Annotated in this window: 20 protein-coding genes; 16 read left to right on the top strand and 4 right to left on the bottom strand. The window is 71.6% G+C overall.

Features of this window, described 5'->3' with window-relative positions; genetic code table 11:
* The first annotated feature begins 81 nt into the window (after positions 1 to 81).
* From LADH09A_RS21580 to LADH09A_RS21565, 4 genes are all read left to right on the top strand, one after another.
* Positions 82 to 822: a hypothetical protein gene (locus LADH09A_RS21580; protein WP_238647283.1), complete on the top strand. Its 741-nt coding sequence runs from the start codon at positions 82 to 84 to the stop codon at positions 820 to 822.
* Between the two features lie 54 nt (positions 823 to 876).
* Positions 877 to 1,074, top strand: coding sequence for a hypothetical protein (locus LADH09A_RS21575; RefSeq protein WP_030327722.1), 198 nt, complete (start codon positions 877 to 879; stop codon positions 1,072 to 1,074).
* 79 nt (positions 1,075 to 1,153) lie between these two features.
* Complete coding sequence (locus LADH09A_RS21570) at positions 1,154 to 2,461, top strand: hemolysin family protein (RefSeq protein WP_238647282.1); 1,308 nt, start codon at positions 1,154 to 1,156, stop codon at positions 2,459 to 2,461.
* 38 nt (positions 2,462 to 2,499) lie between these two features.
* The gene (locus LADH09A_RS21565) at positions 2,500 to 2,685 is read left to right on the top strand and encodes a hypothetical protein (RefSeq protein ID WP_036410487.1); all 186 of its coding nucleotides are present in this window, start codon (positions 2,500 to 2,502) and stop codon (positions 2,683 to 2,685) included.
* A gap of 6 nt (positions 2,686 to 2,691) precedes the next feature.
* Here LADH09A_RS21565 and LADH09A_RS21560 read toward each other — a convergent pair whose 3' ends face one another.
* Positions 2,692 to 3,342: a hypothetical protein gene (locus LADH09A_RS21560; RefSeq protein ID WP_238647281.1), complete on the bottom strand. Its 651-nt coding sequence runs from the start codon at positions 3,340 to 3,342 to the stop codon at positions 2,692 to 2,694.
* Here LADH09A_RS21560 and LADH09A_RS21555 point away from each other — a divergent pair.
* Positions 3,335 to 3,679 carry a hypothetical protein gene (locus tag LADH09A_RS21555; protein WP_238647280.1) on the top strand — a complete coding sequence of 115 codons (345 nt, stop codon included), beginning with the start codon at positions 3,335 to 3,337 and terminating at the stop codon, positions 3,677 to 3,679. The two genes, LADH09A_RS21560 and LADH09A_RS21555, sit on opposite strands and share 8 nt — an antisense overlap.
* A gap of 8 nt (positions 3,680 to 3,687) precedes the next feature.
* Here LADH09A_RS21555 and LADH09A_RS21550 read toward each other — a convergent pair whose 3' ends face one another.
* From LADH09A_RS21550 to LADH09A_RS21540, 3 genes are read right to left on the bottom strand one after another with little or no spacing between them, the layout of a single operon-like run.
* On the bottom strand, positions 3,688 to 4,164 hold the full coding sequence (locus tag LADH09A_RS21550; RefSeq protein WP_238647279.1) for a hypothetical protein: 477 nt from the start codon (positions 4,162 to 4,164) through the stop codon (positions 3,688 to 3,690).
* A complete protein-coding gene (locus LADH09A_RS21545) occupies positions 4,161 to 4,373 on the bottom strand; it encodes a phosphatidylethanolamine-binding protein (RefSeq protein WP_088948250.1) in 213 nt (70 codons plus the stop codon). The genes LADH09A_RS21550 and LADH09A_RS21545 overlap by 4 nt, the downstream gene beginning before the upstream one ends.
* A 60-nt stretch (positions 4,374 to 4,433) precedes the next feature.
* Positions 4,434 to 5,315: a universal stress protein gene (locus LADH09A_RS21540; RefSeq protein ID WP_238647278.1), complete on the bottom strand. Its 882-nt coding sequence runs from the start codon at positions 5,313 to 5,315 to the stop codon at positions 4,434 to 4,436.
* A 116-nt stretch (positions 5,316 to 5,431) separates the two neighbouring features.
* On the opposite strand from LADH09A_RS21540, the gene LADH09A_RS21535 reads away from it, so the two are divergent.
* From LADH09A_RS21535 to LADH09A_RS21485, 11 genes are all read left to right on the top strand, one after another.
* Entirely contained in the window at positions 5,432 to 6,178 is a 747-nt protein-coding gene (locus LADH09A_RS21535) for an SAM-dependent methyltransferase (RefSeq protein WP_238647277.1), read from the top strand.
* Between the two features lie 72 nt (positions 6,179 to 6,250).
* Positions 6,251 to 7,423 carry a PP2C family protein-serine/threonine phosphatase gene (locus LADH09A_RS21530; RefSeq protein WP_238647276.1) on the top strand — a complete coding sequence of 391 codons (1,173 nt, stop codon included), beginning with the start codon at positions 6,251 to 6,253 and terminating at the stop codon, positions 7,421 to 7,423.
* A gap of 56 nt (positions 7,424 to 7,479) precedes the next feature.
* A complete protein-coding gene (locus tag LADH09A_RS21525) occupies positions 7,480 to 7,944 on the top strand; it encodes a MarR family winged helix-turn-helix transcriptional regulator (RefSeq protein ID WP_238647275.1) in 465 nt (154 codons plus the stop codon).
* Between the two features lie 292 nt (positions 7,945 to 8,236).
* Complete coding sequence (clsA, locus tag LADH09A_RS21520) at positions 8,237 to 8,869, top strand: cardiolipin synthase ClsA (RefSeq protein ID WP_238647274.1); 633 nt, start codon at positions 8,237 to 8,239, stop codon at positions 8,867 to 8,869.
* Entirely contained in the window at positions 8,866 to 9,810 is a 945-nt protein-coding gene (locus tag LADH09A_RS21515) for a DUF881 domain-containing protein (protein WP_238647273.1), read from the top strand. The genes clsA and LADH09A_RS21515 overlap by 4 nt, the downstream gene beginning before the upstream one ends.
* Positions 9,807 to 10,139 (top strand): small basic family protein, encoded by a 333-nt coding sequence (locus LADH09A_RS21510; protein ID WP_030327710.1) that lies wholly within the window; start codon positions 9,807 to 9,809, stop codon positions 10,137 to 10,139. The genes LADH09A_RS21515 and LADH09A_RS21510 overlap by 4 nt, the downstream gene beginning before the upstream one ends.
* Positions 10,140 to 10,150: 11 nt before the next feature.
* Positions 10,151 to 11,158 (top strand): DUF881 domain-containing protein, encoded by a 1,008-nt coding sequence (locus LADH09A_RS21505; protein WP_238647272.1) that lies wholly within the window; start codon positions 10,151 to 10,153, stop codon positions 11,156 to 11,158.
* Between the two features lie 60 nt (positions 11,159 to 11,218).
* A complete protein-coding gene (gene gcvH, locus LADH09A_RS21500; protein ID WP_088948243.1) occupies positions 11,219 to 11,599 on the top strand; it encodes a glycine cleavage system protein GcvH in 381 nt (126 codons plus the stop codon).
* A 214-nt stretch (positions 11,600 to 11,813) separates the two neighbouring features.
* The gene (gene odhI / locus LADH09A_RS21495) at positions 11,814 to 12,266 is read left to right on the top strand and encodes an oxoglutarate dehydrogenase inhibitor Odhl (protein WP_007071101.1); all 453 of its coding nucleotides are present in this window, start codon (positions 11,814 to 11,816) and stop codon (positions 12,264 to 12,266) included.
* A 50-nt stretch (positions 12,267 to 12,316) separates the two neighbouring features.
* Positions 12,317 to 13,018, top strand: a complete 702-nt coding sequence (ftsR, locus tag LADH09A_RS21490) for a transcriptional regulator FtsR (RefSeq protein ID WP_238647315.1) — start codon at positions 12,317 to 12,319, stop codon at positions 13,016 to 13,018.
* 182 nt (positions 13,019 to 13,200) lie between these two features.
* Positions 13,201 to 13,665 carry a bifunctional nuclease family protein gene (locus tag LADH09A_RS21485; RefSeq protein ID WP_238647271.1) on the top strand — a complete coding sequence of 155 codons (465 nt, stop codon included), beginning with the start codon at positions 13,201 to 13,203 and terminating at the stop codon, positions 13,663 to 13,665.
* Positions 13,666 to 13,764: the final 99 nt, after the last annotated feature.

Genomic DNA, 13,764 nt, shown 5'->3' with positions numbered 1-13,764 from the left:
CTGAGCAACGGACCCGGCGGCCGTTGCCCTGGGCGACGATCCGGGGCTGACAGGATGGCGCCGGGGTGCGACGGTGGGCTGATGGTCGAGGTCACCCCATCCCGGTCGCGGCCGTCCGGCCGCCGGTGGCGCGAGGTCGTCCCGGTGGCGTTGCGCTGGGGGCTGCCGGTGCTCTGGGTGCTGTGGGCCGGTCTGGCGTGGTGGGCCGAGCCGCGCGAGTCGACCGAGGCCCAGCTCAACCGGGATCTCGCGGGCGGCCGGGTGGTGAGCGCCCAGCGGGCGAACGGCTGGGCCGACGACGGCGCGTACTGGGCCAGTCGACCGCGATCGCAGTACGCGTCGAACGGCGGGATGCTGACCTGGACCCTGTCGAACGGTCAGACCCGGTACACCTTCGACGCACCGCCCGCCCCGGGCTCGTACCCGGGGGGACCGGACCCGTCAACGGGCTCCCGGCAGGATGCGCTGCTCGCCGAGCTGACCGGTCGGTGGCAGGCCAGTAACGTCCTCGCGGACCGGATCGGGGGCGCCGCCGGGCTGCTGGCCGGCGTGCTGATCGTGCTGTGGCTGGGCCGGTTGATCGGCGGCGCGCCGCCGCTGGTCGGCACCCGGTGGTTCTGGTTCTGGGTGGGGCTGCTGCCGTTCGGGGTGGGTGTGCTGGCCTGGTCGTACCGGGAGCTGTGGAGGCCGCCGTCGCCGCCGGTGCTCGACCGTGGCTCCGGGTGGCGTGGCGTCGGCTGGCTGATCCTCGCGGGAGTGGGCATCAGCCTTCTGGTGTCCATTGCCCGCGTCGTGTTCGGGACGACGGTGGTTCCGGGCTGAGCGTCCCGGGCCAACCCGCCCCCGGAGCCGACGGCGGTCACCTACGGTGACGCCATGGACCCTTCGGCGGTCTGGCGGGACAGGCAGCACCGGTGGCGGATCGAGGCGTACCGCGCGCCGGACCTGCGCTTCGCCATCTACGCCACCAACGGGCCCACCGAGTCCGTGCCGCTGTGGCTGTTCGGGATGTCGGCGCTGGCCCGGTGGCTGATGACGCACGCCATCTCGCTGGACGACCTGGAGGTCGACTGAGCAGGGCACGGTCGCAAAGCAGTCCCGGGGACGGCTCCGCTGCGGTTGAGTGACCTGAGGCGGCGGACGGGGGTGCGCGATGGGCGGTCAGTTCGGGCAGTTGGCGCTGGTGGCCGTGCTGGTGCTGGTCAACGCCGCGCTGTCCGGCAGCGAGATGGCGCTGGTGACGCTGCGCGAGGGTCAGTTGCGGCGGTTGGGTCGGCGGTCGCGCGCCGGCGACCGGTTGGTGCAGCTGTCGCGTGACCCGAACCGCTACCTGGCCACCATCCAACTGGGCATCACACTGGCCGGCTTCCTCGCCTCGGCGGCTGCCGCGGTGTCGCTGGCCGAGCCGCTGGTCGACCCGCTGGGTTTCCTCGGCGGCCTGGCCCGCCCCGCCGCGGTGCTGCTGGTGACGGTGCTGCTGACGTTCGTCACGCTGGTGCTCGGCGAGCTGGCCCCGAAGCGGCTGGCCATGCAGCGGGCGGAGCGGTGGGCGTTGCTCAGCGCCGGTCCGCTGGACCTGCTCGCCCGCGTGTCCCGGCCGGCGGTGTGGCTGCTCAGCCGGGCCACCGACGCGGTCGTACGGCTCGCCGGGGGTGACCCGCGGGCCAATCGGGAGGAGATGACCGAGGAGGAGTTGCGGGAGATGCTGGCCAGCCAGCGTGGCCTGTCCGCCCAGCAGCGGGAGATCCTGACCGGGGCGTTCGACATCGCCGGCCGGACGTTGCGCGAGATCCTGGTCGCCCGGCGGGAGGTGACGACACTGCCGGCCAGCCTCACCGCCGACGAGGGGGTGCGCCGGCTCGCCGCCGCCGGGCGGTCCCGCGCTCCCGTCACCGGTCCCGCTGGCCTGGACGAGGTGCTCGGTGTGGTGCACATCCGTGACCTGGTGCGGGCCGGCACCGCCTCGGTGGGGGAGCGGGTCCGGTCGCCGCTGCTGCTGCCGGTCACCCTGCCAGTCGCCGACGCGTTGCGGGAGCTGCGTCAGGAGCACCAGCAACTGGCCCTGGTGGTCGACGAGCACGGTGGCATCGACGGCATGGTCACCATGGAGGACCTGCTGGCCGAGGTGGTCGGCGAGCTGTACGACGAGACCGACCGTGACGTGCGCGGGGTGGTCCGGGAGGCCGACGGGTCCCTGCTGGTGCCCGGTGACTTCCCGCTGCACGACCTGCCCGACCTCGGGGTGCGGCTGAGTTTCCCGTTGTCCCGGGACTACACCACGGTGGCGGGGTTGGTGCTGGCCCGGCTGCGGCACCTGCCGGGTGAGGCGGGGGAGACGGTGCGTCTGCCCGGGCTGACCCTGGAGGTGGTGGAGGTCCGCGACCGGGCGGTGCGTCGGGTGCGGTTGCGCGGGTTCGTCAGTGACGCTGACGTCACCCGGCCGAGGGACAAAAACCCGTAATCCTCCTAAATGGCACTCAGCCGCCTAGCGTGCGAGACGTGAAGGACCGAGGGTTGCGTACGTTCGTCACGGTGCTGGCCGGCCTCGCGGTGATCTACTTCGGCAGCGCGGGTCGCAGCCCCGAGGAGGGCCGTGGCATCTCCGGCGGGGTGGTGGTCCTGGCACTGCTCGCCGCCCTGCTGGTGTGGCACCTGACCCGGCCGGGAGACAAGACGGTCAAGTGAGCGCCGTCAGCGGGCGGCGACCCGGGTGACCTCGCCCGCGGACTCCTCGCCGAGCGCCACCCGGACCAGCGCGGAGGCGAGGCGGCCGAAGTCGGGCTCGTCGACGAGGTCGGCCAACCCGTGCGGATTGCCGGGCAGACCCAGCCGCTTCGCCCCGGCCAGGGCCCGACGGTCGGCGTACGGGCGCACGTCGGACCAGACGGTCTGCGCCTCGCGCAGGTAGATGTCCGCCCCGGTGGGGCCGATGCCCGGGAACTCGGTGAGCCGCCGACGCAGCCCGACGGGGTCGCCCTGGGCCTCGCGGTGCAACCGCCGCAGGTCACCGTGCCAACGGTCCAGGCACAGGCGGGCGCCGGTGCCGAGCATCGTGGCGGTGCGCTCGTCGTAGCGGCGGTAGTGGCCCCGGCCCAGCGCGTCGACGCGCTCCTGCCAACTGGCCGCCTCCATCGCCTGCGGCGTTCGGTAGCCCGCCGCGAACAGCTCCCGTGCCGCGTCCACCGCCACGCACGCCCGGATCCGGGTGCTCAGCAGGGTGGTCAGCACCAGCAGCTGGTACAGCGGCCCGGGGCGGTCGGACAGCCGGATACCGGCCTCCTCCGCGTACGTGCGGCCGCGGCGGTCCAGCAGGACCCGCGCCACCGTTCGATCGTTGCCCACACCGACCGGGTACCCGATCCGGGCTCTGCTAGCCGTCGTGCCGCCGACCGGGGACGGAATGGCGCCGCAGCGGGCGGGTATGCCGACGGTGGAGGCGGTCGATGCCGCCCGCCGTACCCGGAGGGAGACACCCATGGTCAACCCGCAGCAGGAGGAGTTCCGGCGTAACGCCAAGGGCGCCACCAGTCAGGACAGCAAGGGGCCCACGCCGACCGGGCATCCGCTCAACCGCGGCTCGTCGCGCGGCGACGAGGGTCGACCGGTCCCCAAGGGGCAGGTGTCGCCGTACGGCCCGGCCGGTGAACCGGTGGCCGAGGACGACAGCGACACCCGCTGACCGGACGCCTAACGGTCGCGACCTGACGGCCGCCGCAACCTGTTCCAGGTGGCGGCGGCCGTCAGCCCGTACGCCAGGTGCGGAATGATGTCGGAGATCCAGTCTGAGCGCCGCCACGTGCGCGGGTCGCTGATGCCCAGCGCGGTGATGGACCCGTCGGTCATCGTCATCACGCCGGCCCCGAGAACTCCCGTGGCCATCGGCAGCGGCTGGCGCCGGCCGCCGGCGTAGAGCGCGAACGCGACGCCGGCGGCGATGCCGAGCCCGTAGCCGATCAGCGGGCCGAGGCCCGAGCGGCGGTTGGCCGCCCGGGCCCCGGGCCCCAGGCTCACGTGCGCGATGTCGGCCAACCGGTCGACGGTCTCCGCGGGGACGCTGCTCTCCGGTCGCGCCCGCAGCGCCATGTCCAGGTAGCTGACCACGTTCAGCGCGGTGCTGCCGACGGCGCCAGCGATGGCGCCGTCGGCAAGGTCGACCCTCCTCATTTCGGGTCGCCCGGTTCGCGCTCACTCTTGGGGCCGTACGTGCGCTCACCACGCACCACGCCCCGCTGGCCGCGATCCTCCTGCAGGATCCGGTTCGCGACCTGGTTGGCCTTGCCGTCGGGTACCCGGCGTCCGGAATCGTCGATCGCGTTGCGCAACCGCGCCCGCTGCTTGTCGTACGCGTTGCTGCCCGGCCGTGGTCCTGGCATCTGGTGCCTCCTTCGTCGGTCCGGACGTCTACCCGTCTCGCGACGGGCCAACCCCGGCGCCTAACGTGGCGCGCGGACCACCGCGACCGGGCACTGCGCGTGGTGCAGCAACGACTGGCTCACCGACCCCAGCAGCAACCCGGACACCTCGCCCCGCCCCTGCCCACCGGCGACCACGAGTTGGGCGGAGCGGGACGCCTCGGCGAGCACGGCGCCCGGCCGGCCGTGTACCGCCCGGCAGGTGAGTCGCACCGTCGGGTGCTGTTCGGTCAGCCCGGTCAGCCACTCGGCGAGCATCCGCTCCTGCTCGCCGTGCAGTGTCGCCTCGTCGTACACCAGGGGTTGCATGTCGCCCGGGCCGCTGCTGCCCGGGTGCCGGTAGGCGTGCATCGCCACCAGCGGCACGTCGCGCGACACGGCGGTCTCGGCGGCGAAGTCGGCCGCCAGCCGGGAGGCCGCCGAGCCGTCCACCGCGACCAGCACCGGTTCGTCGGGTCGTTGCTCGCCGCGGGCCACCAGCACCGGGCAGTCGGCGTACGCGGCGACCTGCACCGCGACCGAGCCGACCACCAGCGCGGAGAAGCCGCCCAACCCGCGGTCGCCGAGCACGACGAGCGCGGCGGTGGGAGACTCACCCACCAGCACCGCCGCGGCCTCGCCGTCGATGATCTCCCCGGAGATCGACAGCCCGGGTACGGTCGCCTCGGCCTCGGCCACCGCGGCGTCGACGAGTTCCTCGGCCCGGTGGCGCAGCCCACCGCCGGGCGGAGCGTCCGGCGCGGGGGAGACCGGGACGTGCAACAGCGGCCAGATGAACCCGTGCACGACCCGCAGTGGCCGCTGCCGGCGCGCCGCCTCGGTGGCGGCGAGGCGAACGGCGCGCAGCGCCGGCTCCGAGCCGTCCACGCCGACCACGACCGCCGCGCTGTTCGCCGAGTTCACCGCCCACCTCCTGCTCGCGCCAGTATCGCGGGCCCGGGCGCCTCCGCGTCGCGATACCGCAGAGCACGTCCCGGTCGGTACGCTGGCGACGAGCGGTCGGGGAGGGAGCGTCGTCGATGGGTGAACCGGACCAGCCGAGCACCGCACGCATGATCGACTTTTGGCTCGGCGGGGAGCACCACTTCCCGGTCGACGTGGCCGCCGCGAGCGCGTTCGAGCAGGCGTACGGGCCGTGCGCGCCGGTGTTCCGGGAGCTGCGGGCATTCCTGGGTCGGGCGGTGCGGGCGATGGCCGAGCAGGGCGTGGACGGGTTTCTGGTGTTCGGCGCCGGGGTGCCCACGATGGGCAACGTGCACGAGGTCGCCACCGACGCGACAGTGCTCTACACCGACGTCGACCCGGTCACCATCCGGCTGGGGCAGAGCATCCTGGCCGGCAGCGACCGGGCCGGCTACGGCTTCGGCGACGCGACCGACATCGGCACGATCGACCCGGCCCAGCTGCACCGCTTCGTGCCGGGCTGGGGCCGACGGCCCGTCGGGGTGGTCTTTCTCGGGCTCGCCGCGTTCCTCGACGACGCCACGCTGACCCACACGCTCGACGAGCTGTACGCCGCCGCGGCGCCGGGCAGCCTGCTCGCCGTGGATTTCGACACCGAGGAGCTGGCCGCTCACCCGCAGGCGCTGGCGATGATGGGGCCGCAGTTCCGGATGCGCCCACCGGCGGCGTTCGCGCCGCTGCTGGGCCGCTGGACGCCGACGGCGGACGGGATCGTCCCGGTCGCCCAGTGGCGCCCGGAGGGTCTGCCGGCCGAGGTGCCGGACGCGTTCCACGGCGTGCTGGCGACCCGCGACGGCGACTGACCGCGCCGGTTTCGTCGGCCGGGGGCGTCCGTATGATGCTTGCCCTAGAGCAAGCTTCTGGAGAGGACGACCATGGTGGACGTGCCGGACGTGGTGTCGTGCGCGCTGCGCGACGCCCCGCCCGACCAACTGGCGGAGGCGGCGGACCGGGTGATCCGGTCGACGATGGGCGCGCTGCGCACCGACGTGTTCGTCGCCGACTACCGGATCAGCGGGCTCTGGCCCCTGCTGGACCCGGATCTGCCGGCGGCGGGCTTCCTGGCCTGTCACACCGTGGCTCAGCGGTGTTTCAGCAGCCAGCAACCGGTGCGCGACGGCGACGGCCCCTGCCGGCTCTACCTGCCGTTGACGGTGTGGGGGGAACGGCTGGGTGTGCTGCTGATCGAGCTTCCCGCCGTACCCAATCCGGCTGTCACCGGCCGCGCGACGGACGTCGCCGGCGCCCTGGCGATGGCGATGCGTGCGGCGGACCGGGGGACCGACCGTTACCGCCGGGCGCGCCGTCGGGAGCGACTGACACTGGCTGCCGAGATGCAGTGGGATCTGTTGCCCGGTCGCAGTGTGGCGCACCACGCGTTCGATCTGGCCGGTCAGCTCGAACCTGCCTACACGGTGGGTGGGGACCACTTCGACTGGTCCCTGGACGGCGACCGCCTGACCGTGACCGTGCTCAACGGCGAGGGCAGTGGCCTGACCGCGTCGATGCTGACCTCGGTCACGGTCAACGCGATGCGCAACGCGCGTCGCTCCGGCGGGAGCCTGGTGGAGCAGGCCGAGCTGGCCTCGGACACCGTCTTCTACCAACACCGGGGTCGCCGGTACGTGGCCACCCTGCTGCTGGAGGTGGACACCCGCACGGGTCAGGTACGGGCGGTCGATGCCGGTTCCCCGCACCTGCTGCGGATGCGGGGGTCCGTGGTGGAGCGGCTGAAACTGGATCAGCAACTGCCGCTGGGCATGTTCGCGGAGACCCGTTACGAGCTTCAGGAGTTGCCACTCGCGCCCGGTGACCGCCTCTTCGTGGTCAGCGACGGCGTGTGGGCCGCGGAGCCGGCGGGTCGGGAGCCGTACGGGGACCGGGTGATGGCTCGTTCCCTGCGTGCCACGCGGTTGCAGCCAGCGGCCGAGGCGGTTGGTACGGTGATGCGCGAACTGCACGCCTATCACGCGGATTCCGATCTGCGCGACGACGCCGTCGTGGTCTGTCTGGACTGGCGTGGTCCGCGTGAGCGGAGCAGCGGGTGAGGGTGGCCGCCGCTCGGCCGGGCGGTCAGCAGCGCGACGACGGCAGGGGACATCGGGTGGAGCGACCTGCGGATCTCGCCGCGTCGATCGACGCGGCTGCCGAGACACTGATCGCCGTGCTCGACTCGGCCTCGTCGCGGCACCAGGTGCCGCCCACCCAGTTGCGGGTGCTGGCGCTGATCTGTGGCCGGCAGGAGACCAACGTCAACGGGCTGGCGGAGCTGCTGGACGTGGTGCCGTCGTCGGCGAGTCGCCTCTGCGACCGGCTGGAGGCGACCGGGCTGCTACGTCGGGTGGCGGACCCGCGCGACCGGCGCGAGGTGCGACTGGTGCCGACCGCGGCCGCGTTGACCCTGCTGGGGGAGTTGGCCGAGCGGCGGCAGCGGGCGGTGCAGGCGGTGTTGGATCGGATGCCGACGCGGATGCAGCACGACCTGTTGCTGACGTTGCTGGCGTTCGGCCGGGCGGCGACGCAGTCGGTGCCGGAGCAGCAGACCGACACCGCGGCGCAGACGGCATGAGGACGTCCCGCCTTCCACTAGTATCCTAGGACGCTCTGCGCGTGGTGATCCACGCCACAGAGCGGCAGAGCCGCATCCAGACGCCGCACGGCGGCACCCGGGAGCCCGGGGGAAGCCCGATATAGTGACAGCGCACTTACCCGGCCCGCGATCACCAAGATCGCGGGCCGCATCAGGGGAGGGCCCCGCCCGGGGCCGCAGGGGGAGCCGGCGGTGGCCGGCCCGACAGCGCGTACGACCCTCAGCCACGCTCGACGTCGGCTCGGGGCCCGCGTGCCGTGGAGGAGGATCGGTGTCGCGTCGGCCGGCTCGGGCAGAGCAACCGCCGGACACCGGTGACCAGACTCCCGGCAACCAGGTGCTCACCCTGCCCAACCTGATCAGCTTCGGGCGGCTGCTGGGCGTGCCGCTCTTCCTCTACCTGTTCCTGGTCACGCGGGCCGACGTGGCGGCGATCATCGTGCTGGCCATCGGCGGCACCACCGACTGGGTCGACGGTTGGATCGCCCGCCGACTGCGTCAGGTGAGCAGGCTCGGTGAGCTGCTCGACCCCCTGGCCGACCGGCTCTACATCCTCGCCACCCTGGTCGCCTTCACCGCGCGGGAGGTGGTGCCGTGGCAGTTCACGGCGGCACTGTTGGCCCGTGAGCTGCTCCTGCTCGCCTCGCTGGCGGTGCTGCGCCGCTACGGCTACGGGCCGCCGCCGGTGCACTACGTGGGCAAGACCGCCACGTTCCTGCTGCTCGCGGCGTTCCCGGTGCTGCTGTTGGCCACCGAGTGGAGCGCGGCGGCGACGGCGATGGCGGCGATCGGCTGGGGGCTGGCCTGGTGGGGGCTGGTGCTCTACTGGGTGGCCGGCGGGATGTACGTCGTACAGGCTGCTCGGCTGGTGCGCGCGGCACGCGGCCCGGGAGCGACGGCGTGAGCGCGCCGGAGTCGGGCAAGCCCCGCCAGGACCGGGTGTACGCGCCGGACTTCCTCACCGAGCTGTTCCGCAATCCGCTGGATCCGGGCTACGCGGACGCGGCGGCTGCCCGTCGGCGGTCGGCGTCCACCGGGCGGGCCGCGGGCTGGCGGGCCTTGCCGACGCGGTCGGTCAGTCTGGTCGTGCTGGTGATGCTCGGTTTCCTGTTCGCGGTCGCGTACCGGCAGACGATGGCGGACGAGCCGGGGCGCAGTCAGGCCCGTTCCGGCCTGGTGGCGCAGATCAAGGAACGGGAGAGTCAGACCGACCGGTTGTCCACGCGGGCGGATCAGCTGCGCGAGGAGGTCAGTCGGCAGCGTGACGCGGCGTTGAGCGGGTCGGCCGCCGCCCGGTTGCGGGACATGGAGGCGAGCACGGGGCTGGGTCGGGTGCGTGGTGACGGTGTCGTGGTGCGGTTGGCGGATGCTCCGGACAAGGCGGACGCGGTGACCGGTGCCGGTGCTGGGCCGTCGCGGGTGCTCTACAGCGATCTGCAGGGGGTGGCGAACGCGTTGTGGAGTGCTGGTGCGGAGGCGGTCGCCATCAACGGGCAGCGGTTGACGTCGACGTCGACGATCCGGTCGGCGGGTGAGGCGATGCTGGTGGATTTCCGGCCGGTGACCGGGCCGTACGAGGTGTCGGCGATCGGGCCGGGTTCGATGCGGCGCAAGTTCGAGGACAGCCGCAACGCGGCGTTGATGCGGGAGGTCGCGCAGAAGACCGGGTTGTCGTTCGGTGTGCGGGAGGCGGATGACCTCACCCTGCCGGCGGCTCCGGAGCCGCAGCTACGCTACGCCAAGCCGTCGGTCAGTCCGAGCCCTTCCGCGTCGGGTGTCCGTTCCGGCAGTCCTGGGTCGTCTGGTCCGACGACGACCGTTAGCCCCTCCGGAGGTGGCCGATGATCGCGGTGCTGGCGTTGCTGGCCGGTGTGGTGCTGGGTGTGTGGCTTGATCCCACGGTGCCGGCGGCGTTACAGCCGTACCTGCCGATCGCGGTGGTGGCCGCGTTGGACGCGGTGTTCGGTGGGGTGCGGGCGAGGTTGGACCGCATCTTCGACGACAAGCAGTTCGTGGTGTCGTTCATCTCGAACGTGCTGGTCGCTGGTCTGATCGTGTATCTGGGTGACCAGTTGGGGGTGGGCGGGCAGTTGTCCACCGGTGTGGTCGTGGTGCTGGGTGTGCGTATCTTCGGCAACGTGGCGGCGATCCGCCGGCACCTGTTCCGGGCGTAGGTTGGGTTGCGATGAGTGACGAGCAGACCGACACGGGGACGGGGTGGCCGCAGCCGGCGGGCCCGGGGCGGCCGGCTGGGCCGGCGGGTGAGCCGGATCCGCGTCCGGACGCGCCGGATCCGGACGAGTTGAGCCCGTTGGCGCCGCAGGGGCCGGCGGAGCGCGAGCCGGGCGATGCGCCAGCGGTGGAGCCGGACGTGGAGCCGGGCGACGACGGCGCGACGGTGGATCTGAGCGCGGTGCCTCGGTCGGGGGAGCCGGTGGCGGCTTCCGACGGGTTGGGGGAGCCGGTCGGTGGGTCGGCGCCGGTGGCGGCGGGTCGGTCCCGGTGGAGTACGGCCGGCGTGATGATCGTGGCGTTGTTGGCGTTGCTGGGTTTCACCCTGGTGGTGCAGTTGAAGACGACGTCGACGGATCCGACGTTGGGGGCGACGCGTCAGGAGGACCTGGTGCGGATCCTGTCGGATCTGGATGCGCGGGAGAACCGTCTTCAGCAGGACATCCGGGCGCTGGAGGACAGTCAGCGGCAGTTGCGGTCGGGTGAGCAGGGGCGTCAGGCGGCGTTGGACGAGGCGACGCGGCGGGCGGACGAGTTGGGCATCCTGGCGGGCACGTTGCCGGCGGTCGGGCCGGGGTTGACGGTGCAGTTCGACGCTGGCGCGAAGCCGATCACGGCGAACCGGGTGCTGGACGCGGTGCAGGAGCTGCGGGGCGCGGGTGCGGAGGCGATGCAGATTTCCGGCGGTGACCGGGCGTCGGTGCGGATCATCGCGTCGACGTACTTCCTCGATGGGGACAACGGGTCGTTGGTGGTGGAGGGGCGTCGGTTGACGGCGCCGTTCACGATCACGGTGATCGGTGATCCGGCGACGATGCGTACGGCGTTGAACATTCCTGGTGGGGTGGTGGCGTCGGTCCGTGGTGTCGGCGGTAACGTGACGTTTGGGGAGCGTGAGGTTGCCGAGGTTTCGGCGCTGCACGTGCCGATCAAGTTGGAACACGCCCGTCCGGTCTCCTGACCGGCGCGGCCGCGCCGGACCCGGGTGGTCCGGGGCACCGATGGATGAAGGACGCGTCTGGTGATTCCTGAGGATCTGCGATACACCGCCGAGCATGAGTGGGTGGCGGGTGACGGCACGGGTTCGATCCGGGTCGGCATCACGCACTTCGCGCAGGACGCGCTGGGTGACATCGTGTACGTGCAGTTGCCCGAGGCGGGTGCGGTGGTCGCGGCCGGTGACTCGTTGGGTGAGATCGAGTCGACCAAGAGCGTGTCGGAGATCTACGCACCGGTTGCCGGTACGGTCGCTTCCCGCAACGAGGCGTTGGGTGACACGCCGGAGCTGATCAACACTGATCCGTACGGTGAGGGTTGGTTGGTGGAGATCACGCCGAATGATCCGACCGCGACGGACGGGTTGCTCACGGCGGGCGCGTATCAGAAGATCACCGAAGGCTGAGTGTGCTTGTTCCGGCGCGTGGGTTGTCTGCGCGCGTCCGGTTGCCCTGCATTTCGGCGCTGGCTAGGCTCGCCCAGTCGACCGAGAACCCAATAGTTGAGCGTTGCGGAATTGCCTTCCCGGGCACGGGGAGCCAGCCGCCGGGTGTTCAAGTGCCCGGCGGCCAGACCCGCCATTACCCGACGCCGACCGAACAGATCCGTGAGGTGGTCCCATGACGCGGCCAGACGACGAGTTCCCCCCGCTCGACGTCACTTCGACGCTCAATCTCGGTTCGCTCGACGAAGTGCTGGAGGGACCGGACACCGATGTGGTGCCGAGCCGGATGTCCGGTTCGTTGCCGCCGGGTATGGCGCTGCTGGTGGTTCGTCGAGGTCCGAATGCGGGTGCCCGGTTCTTGTTGGACCACGATGTGACGACCAGTGGCCGGCATCCGGACAGTGACATCTTCCTCGATGACGTGACGGTGTCGCGTCGGCACGCGGAGTTCCACCGGGATGGTGGGACGTTCACGGTGCGGGACGTGGGTAGTTTGAATGGCACGTACGTGAATCGTGAGCGCGTCGAGGCGGCCACGTTGAGTAATGGTGATGAGGTTCAGATCGGTAAGTTCCGGGTCGTGTTCATCGCCGGTCCGCGCCCGGAGGAGGAGGCCGGCCGGGGGTGAACGAGCCTGCGGCCTCCTCGTCACCCGGTGCGGCCCGGTCTCAGCCGCTGATGAGCATCGGTGAGGTGCTCGGGCAGTTGCGGGTGGATTTCCCGGACACCACGATTTCGAAGTTGCGGTTTCTTGAGGCCGAGGGTCTGGTCGAGCCGCAGCGGACGGCGGCGGGTTACCGGAAGTACAGCTGGGACGATGTGGCGCGGTTGCGGTTCGTGTTGACCGCGCAGCGGGACAAGTACCTGCCGTTGCGGGTGATCCGTGAGCAGTTGGCGCAGTGGGATTCGTCCGGTGAGCAGCCGGGGCGGTCGCGGCCGGCTTTGGTGGCGGTTGGTCCTGATGGTGCGGTGCCGGGCCGTGAGTCGGTGGAGCCGGCCGAGTCGTCGCAGGTGCGGCTCGGCCGGTCGGATCTGGTGGCGCGCAGTGGGATCGACGAGTCGACGTTGGTGGAGTTGGAGCGGCTCGGTGTGCTGGTGTCGGATCCGCCGGGGTGGTATGACGCGGACGCGTTGATCATTGCGTCTGCGGTGGCGGGGTTGGCGTCGTACGGGTTGGAGCCGCGGCATCTGCGGGGTTATCGGACTGCGGCTGACCGTGAGGTTGGTTTGTTCGCGCAGTTGGTGGCGCCGTTGGCTCGGCAGAGTGATCCGGCGGCGCGGGCGCGTGCGGCGGAGACGGCGCGGGAGTTGGTGGCGTTGTCGGAGCAGTTGCACGCGGCGTTGGTGCGGGTGGGTCTGCGGTCGACGTTGGGTCGGTGATGGTGCCCGGTGGGTGGTGGCTGAGCGGAAAGATCTCTTCCGGGAAGCGTGCCGTAGGCTTGCCGGGGTAACCCCTTTTCGGCGCGGGCGTGGTGCTGTAGCGCATGGGACGGCCGTGTCGCGGTCCGTGTACCGTGCAGGGAAGGGCGCGGTGCGTAGGTGACGACGACACGGAGGCGGCGGTGCGCGAGCTGAGCGTGGTCGGAGTTCGGGTGGAGCTGCCCAGCAACCAGCCGATCGTCCTGCTCAGGGAGGTCGAGGGTGACCGCTATCTGCCGATCTGGATCGGCGCGGTCGAGGCGACGGCTATCGCTTACGAGCAGCAGGGGGTCAAGCCGGCCCGGCCGTTGACTCACGATCTTCTGCGGGATGTGTTGGCGGCGTTGAAGGCGCCCCTGGAGGCGGTGGAGATCACCGAGCTCAAGGAGAACGTGTTCTACGCGGATCTGTTGATCGGTGACGGGGTGCGGGTGTCGGCGCGGCCTAGCGATTCGATCGCGTTGGCGTTGCGTGTCGGTGCGCCGATTCGTTGTTCGGAGCAGGTCCTCAGCGAGGCGGGGATCGTTATCCCTGACGAGCAGGAGGACGAGGTGGAGAAGTTCCGCGAGTTCCTGGAGCAGGTGCGTCCGGAGGATTTCGCGGGCTGAGGTTGGGGTTTGCTCTGCCCCTGCCGGTGTCACTGTGGGTGATGCTCCGGGTGGGTTGGTGATCTTTCTCGGTGGCTGCGCGGCGTGTCGCGTCGGTTC

The organism is Micromonospora cabrerizensis, assembly GCF_022230955.1.
Taxonomy (GTDB): Bacteria; Actinomycetota; Actinomycetes; order Mycobacteriales; family Micromonosporaceae; genus Micromonospora; species Micromonospora cabrerizensis.
Note: the sequence above shows the minus strand (reverse complement) of the source record. Positions and strands in the feature narration are given on the sequence as shown.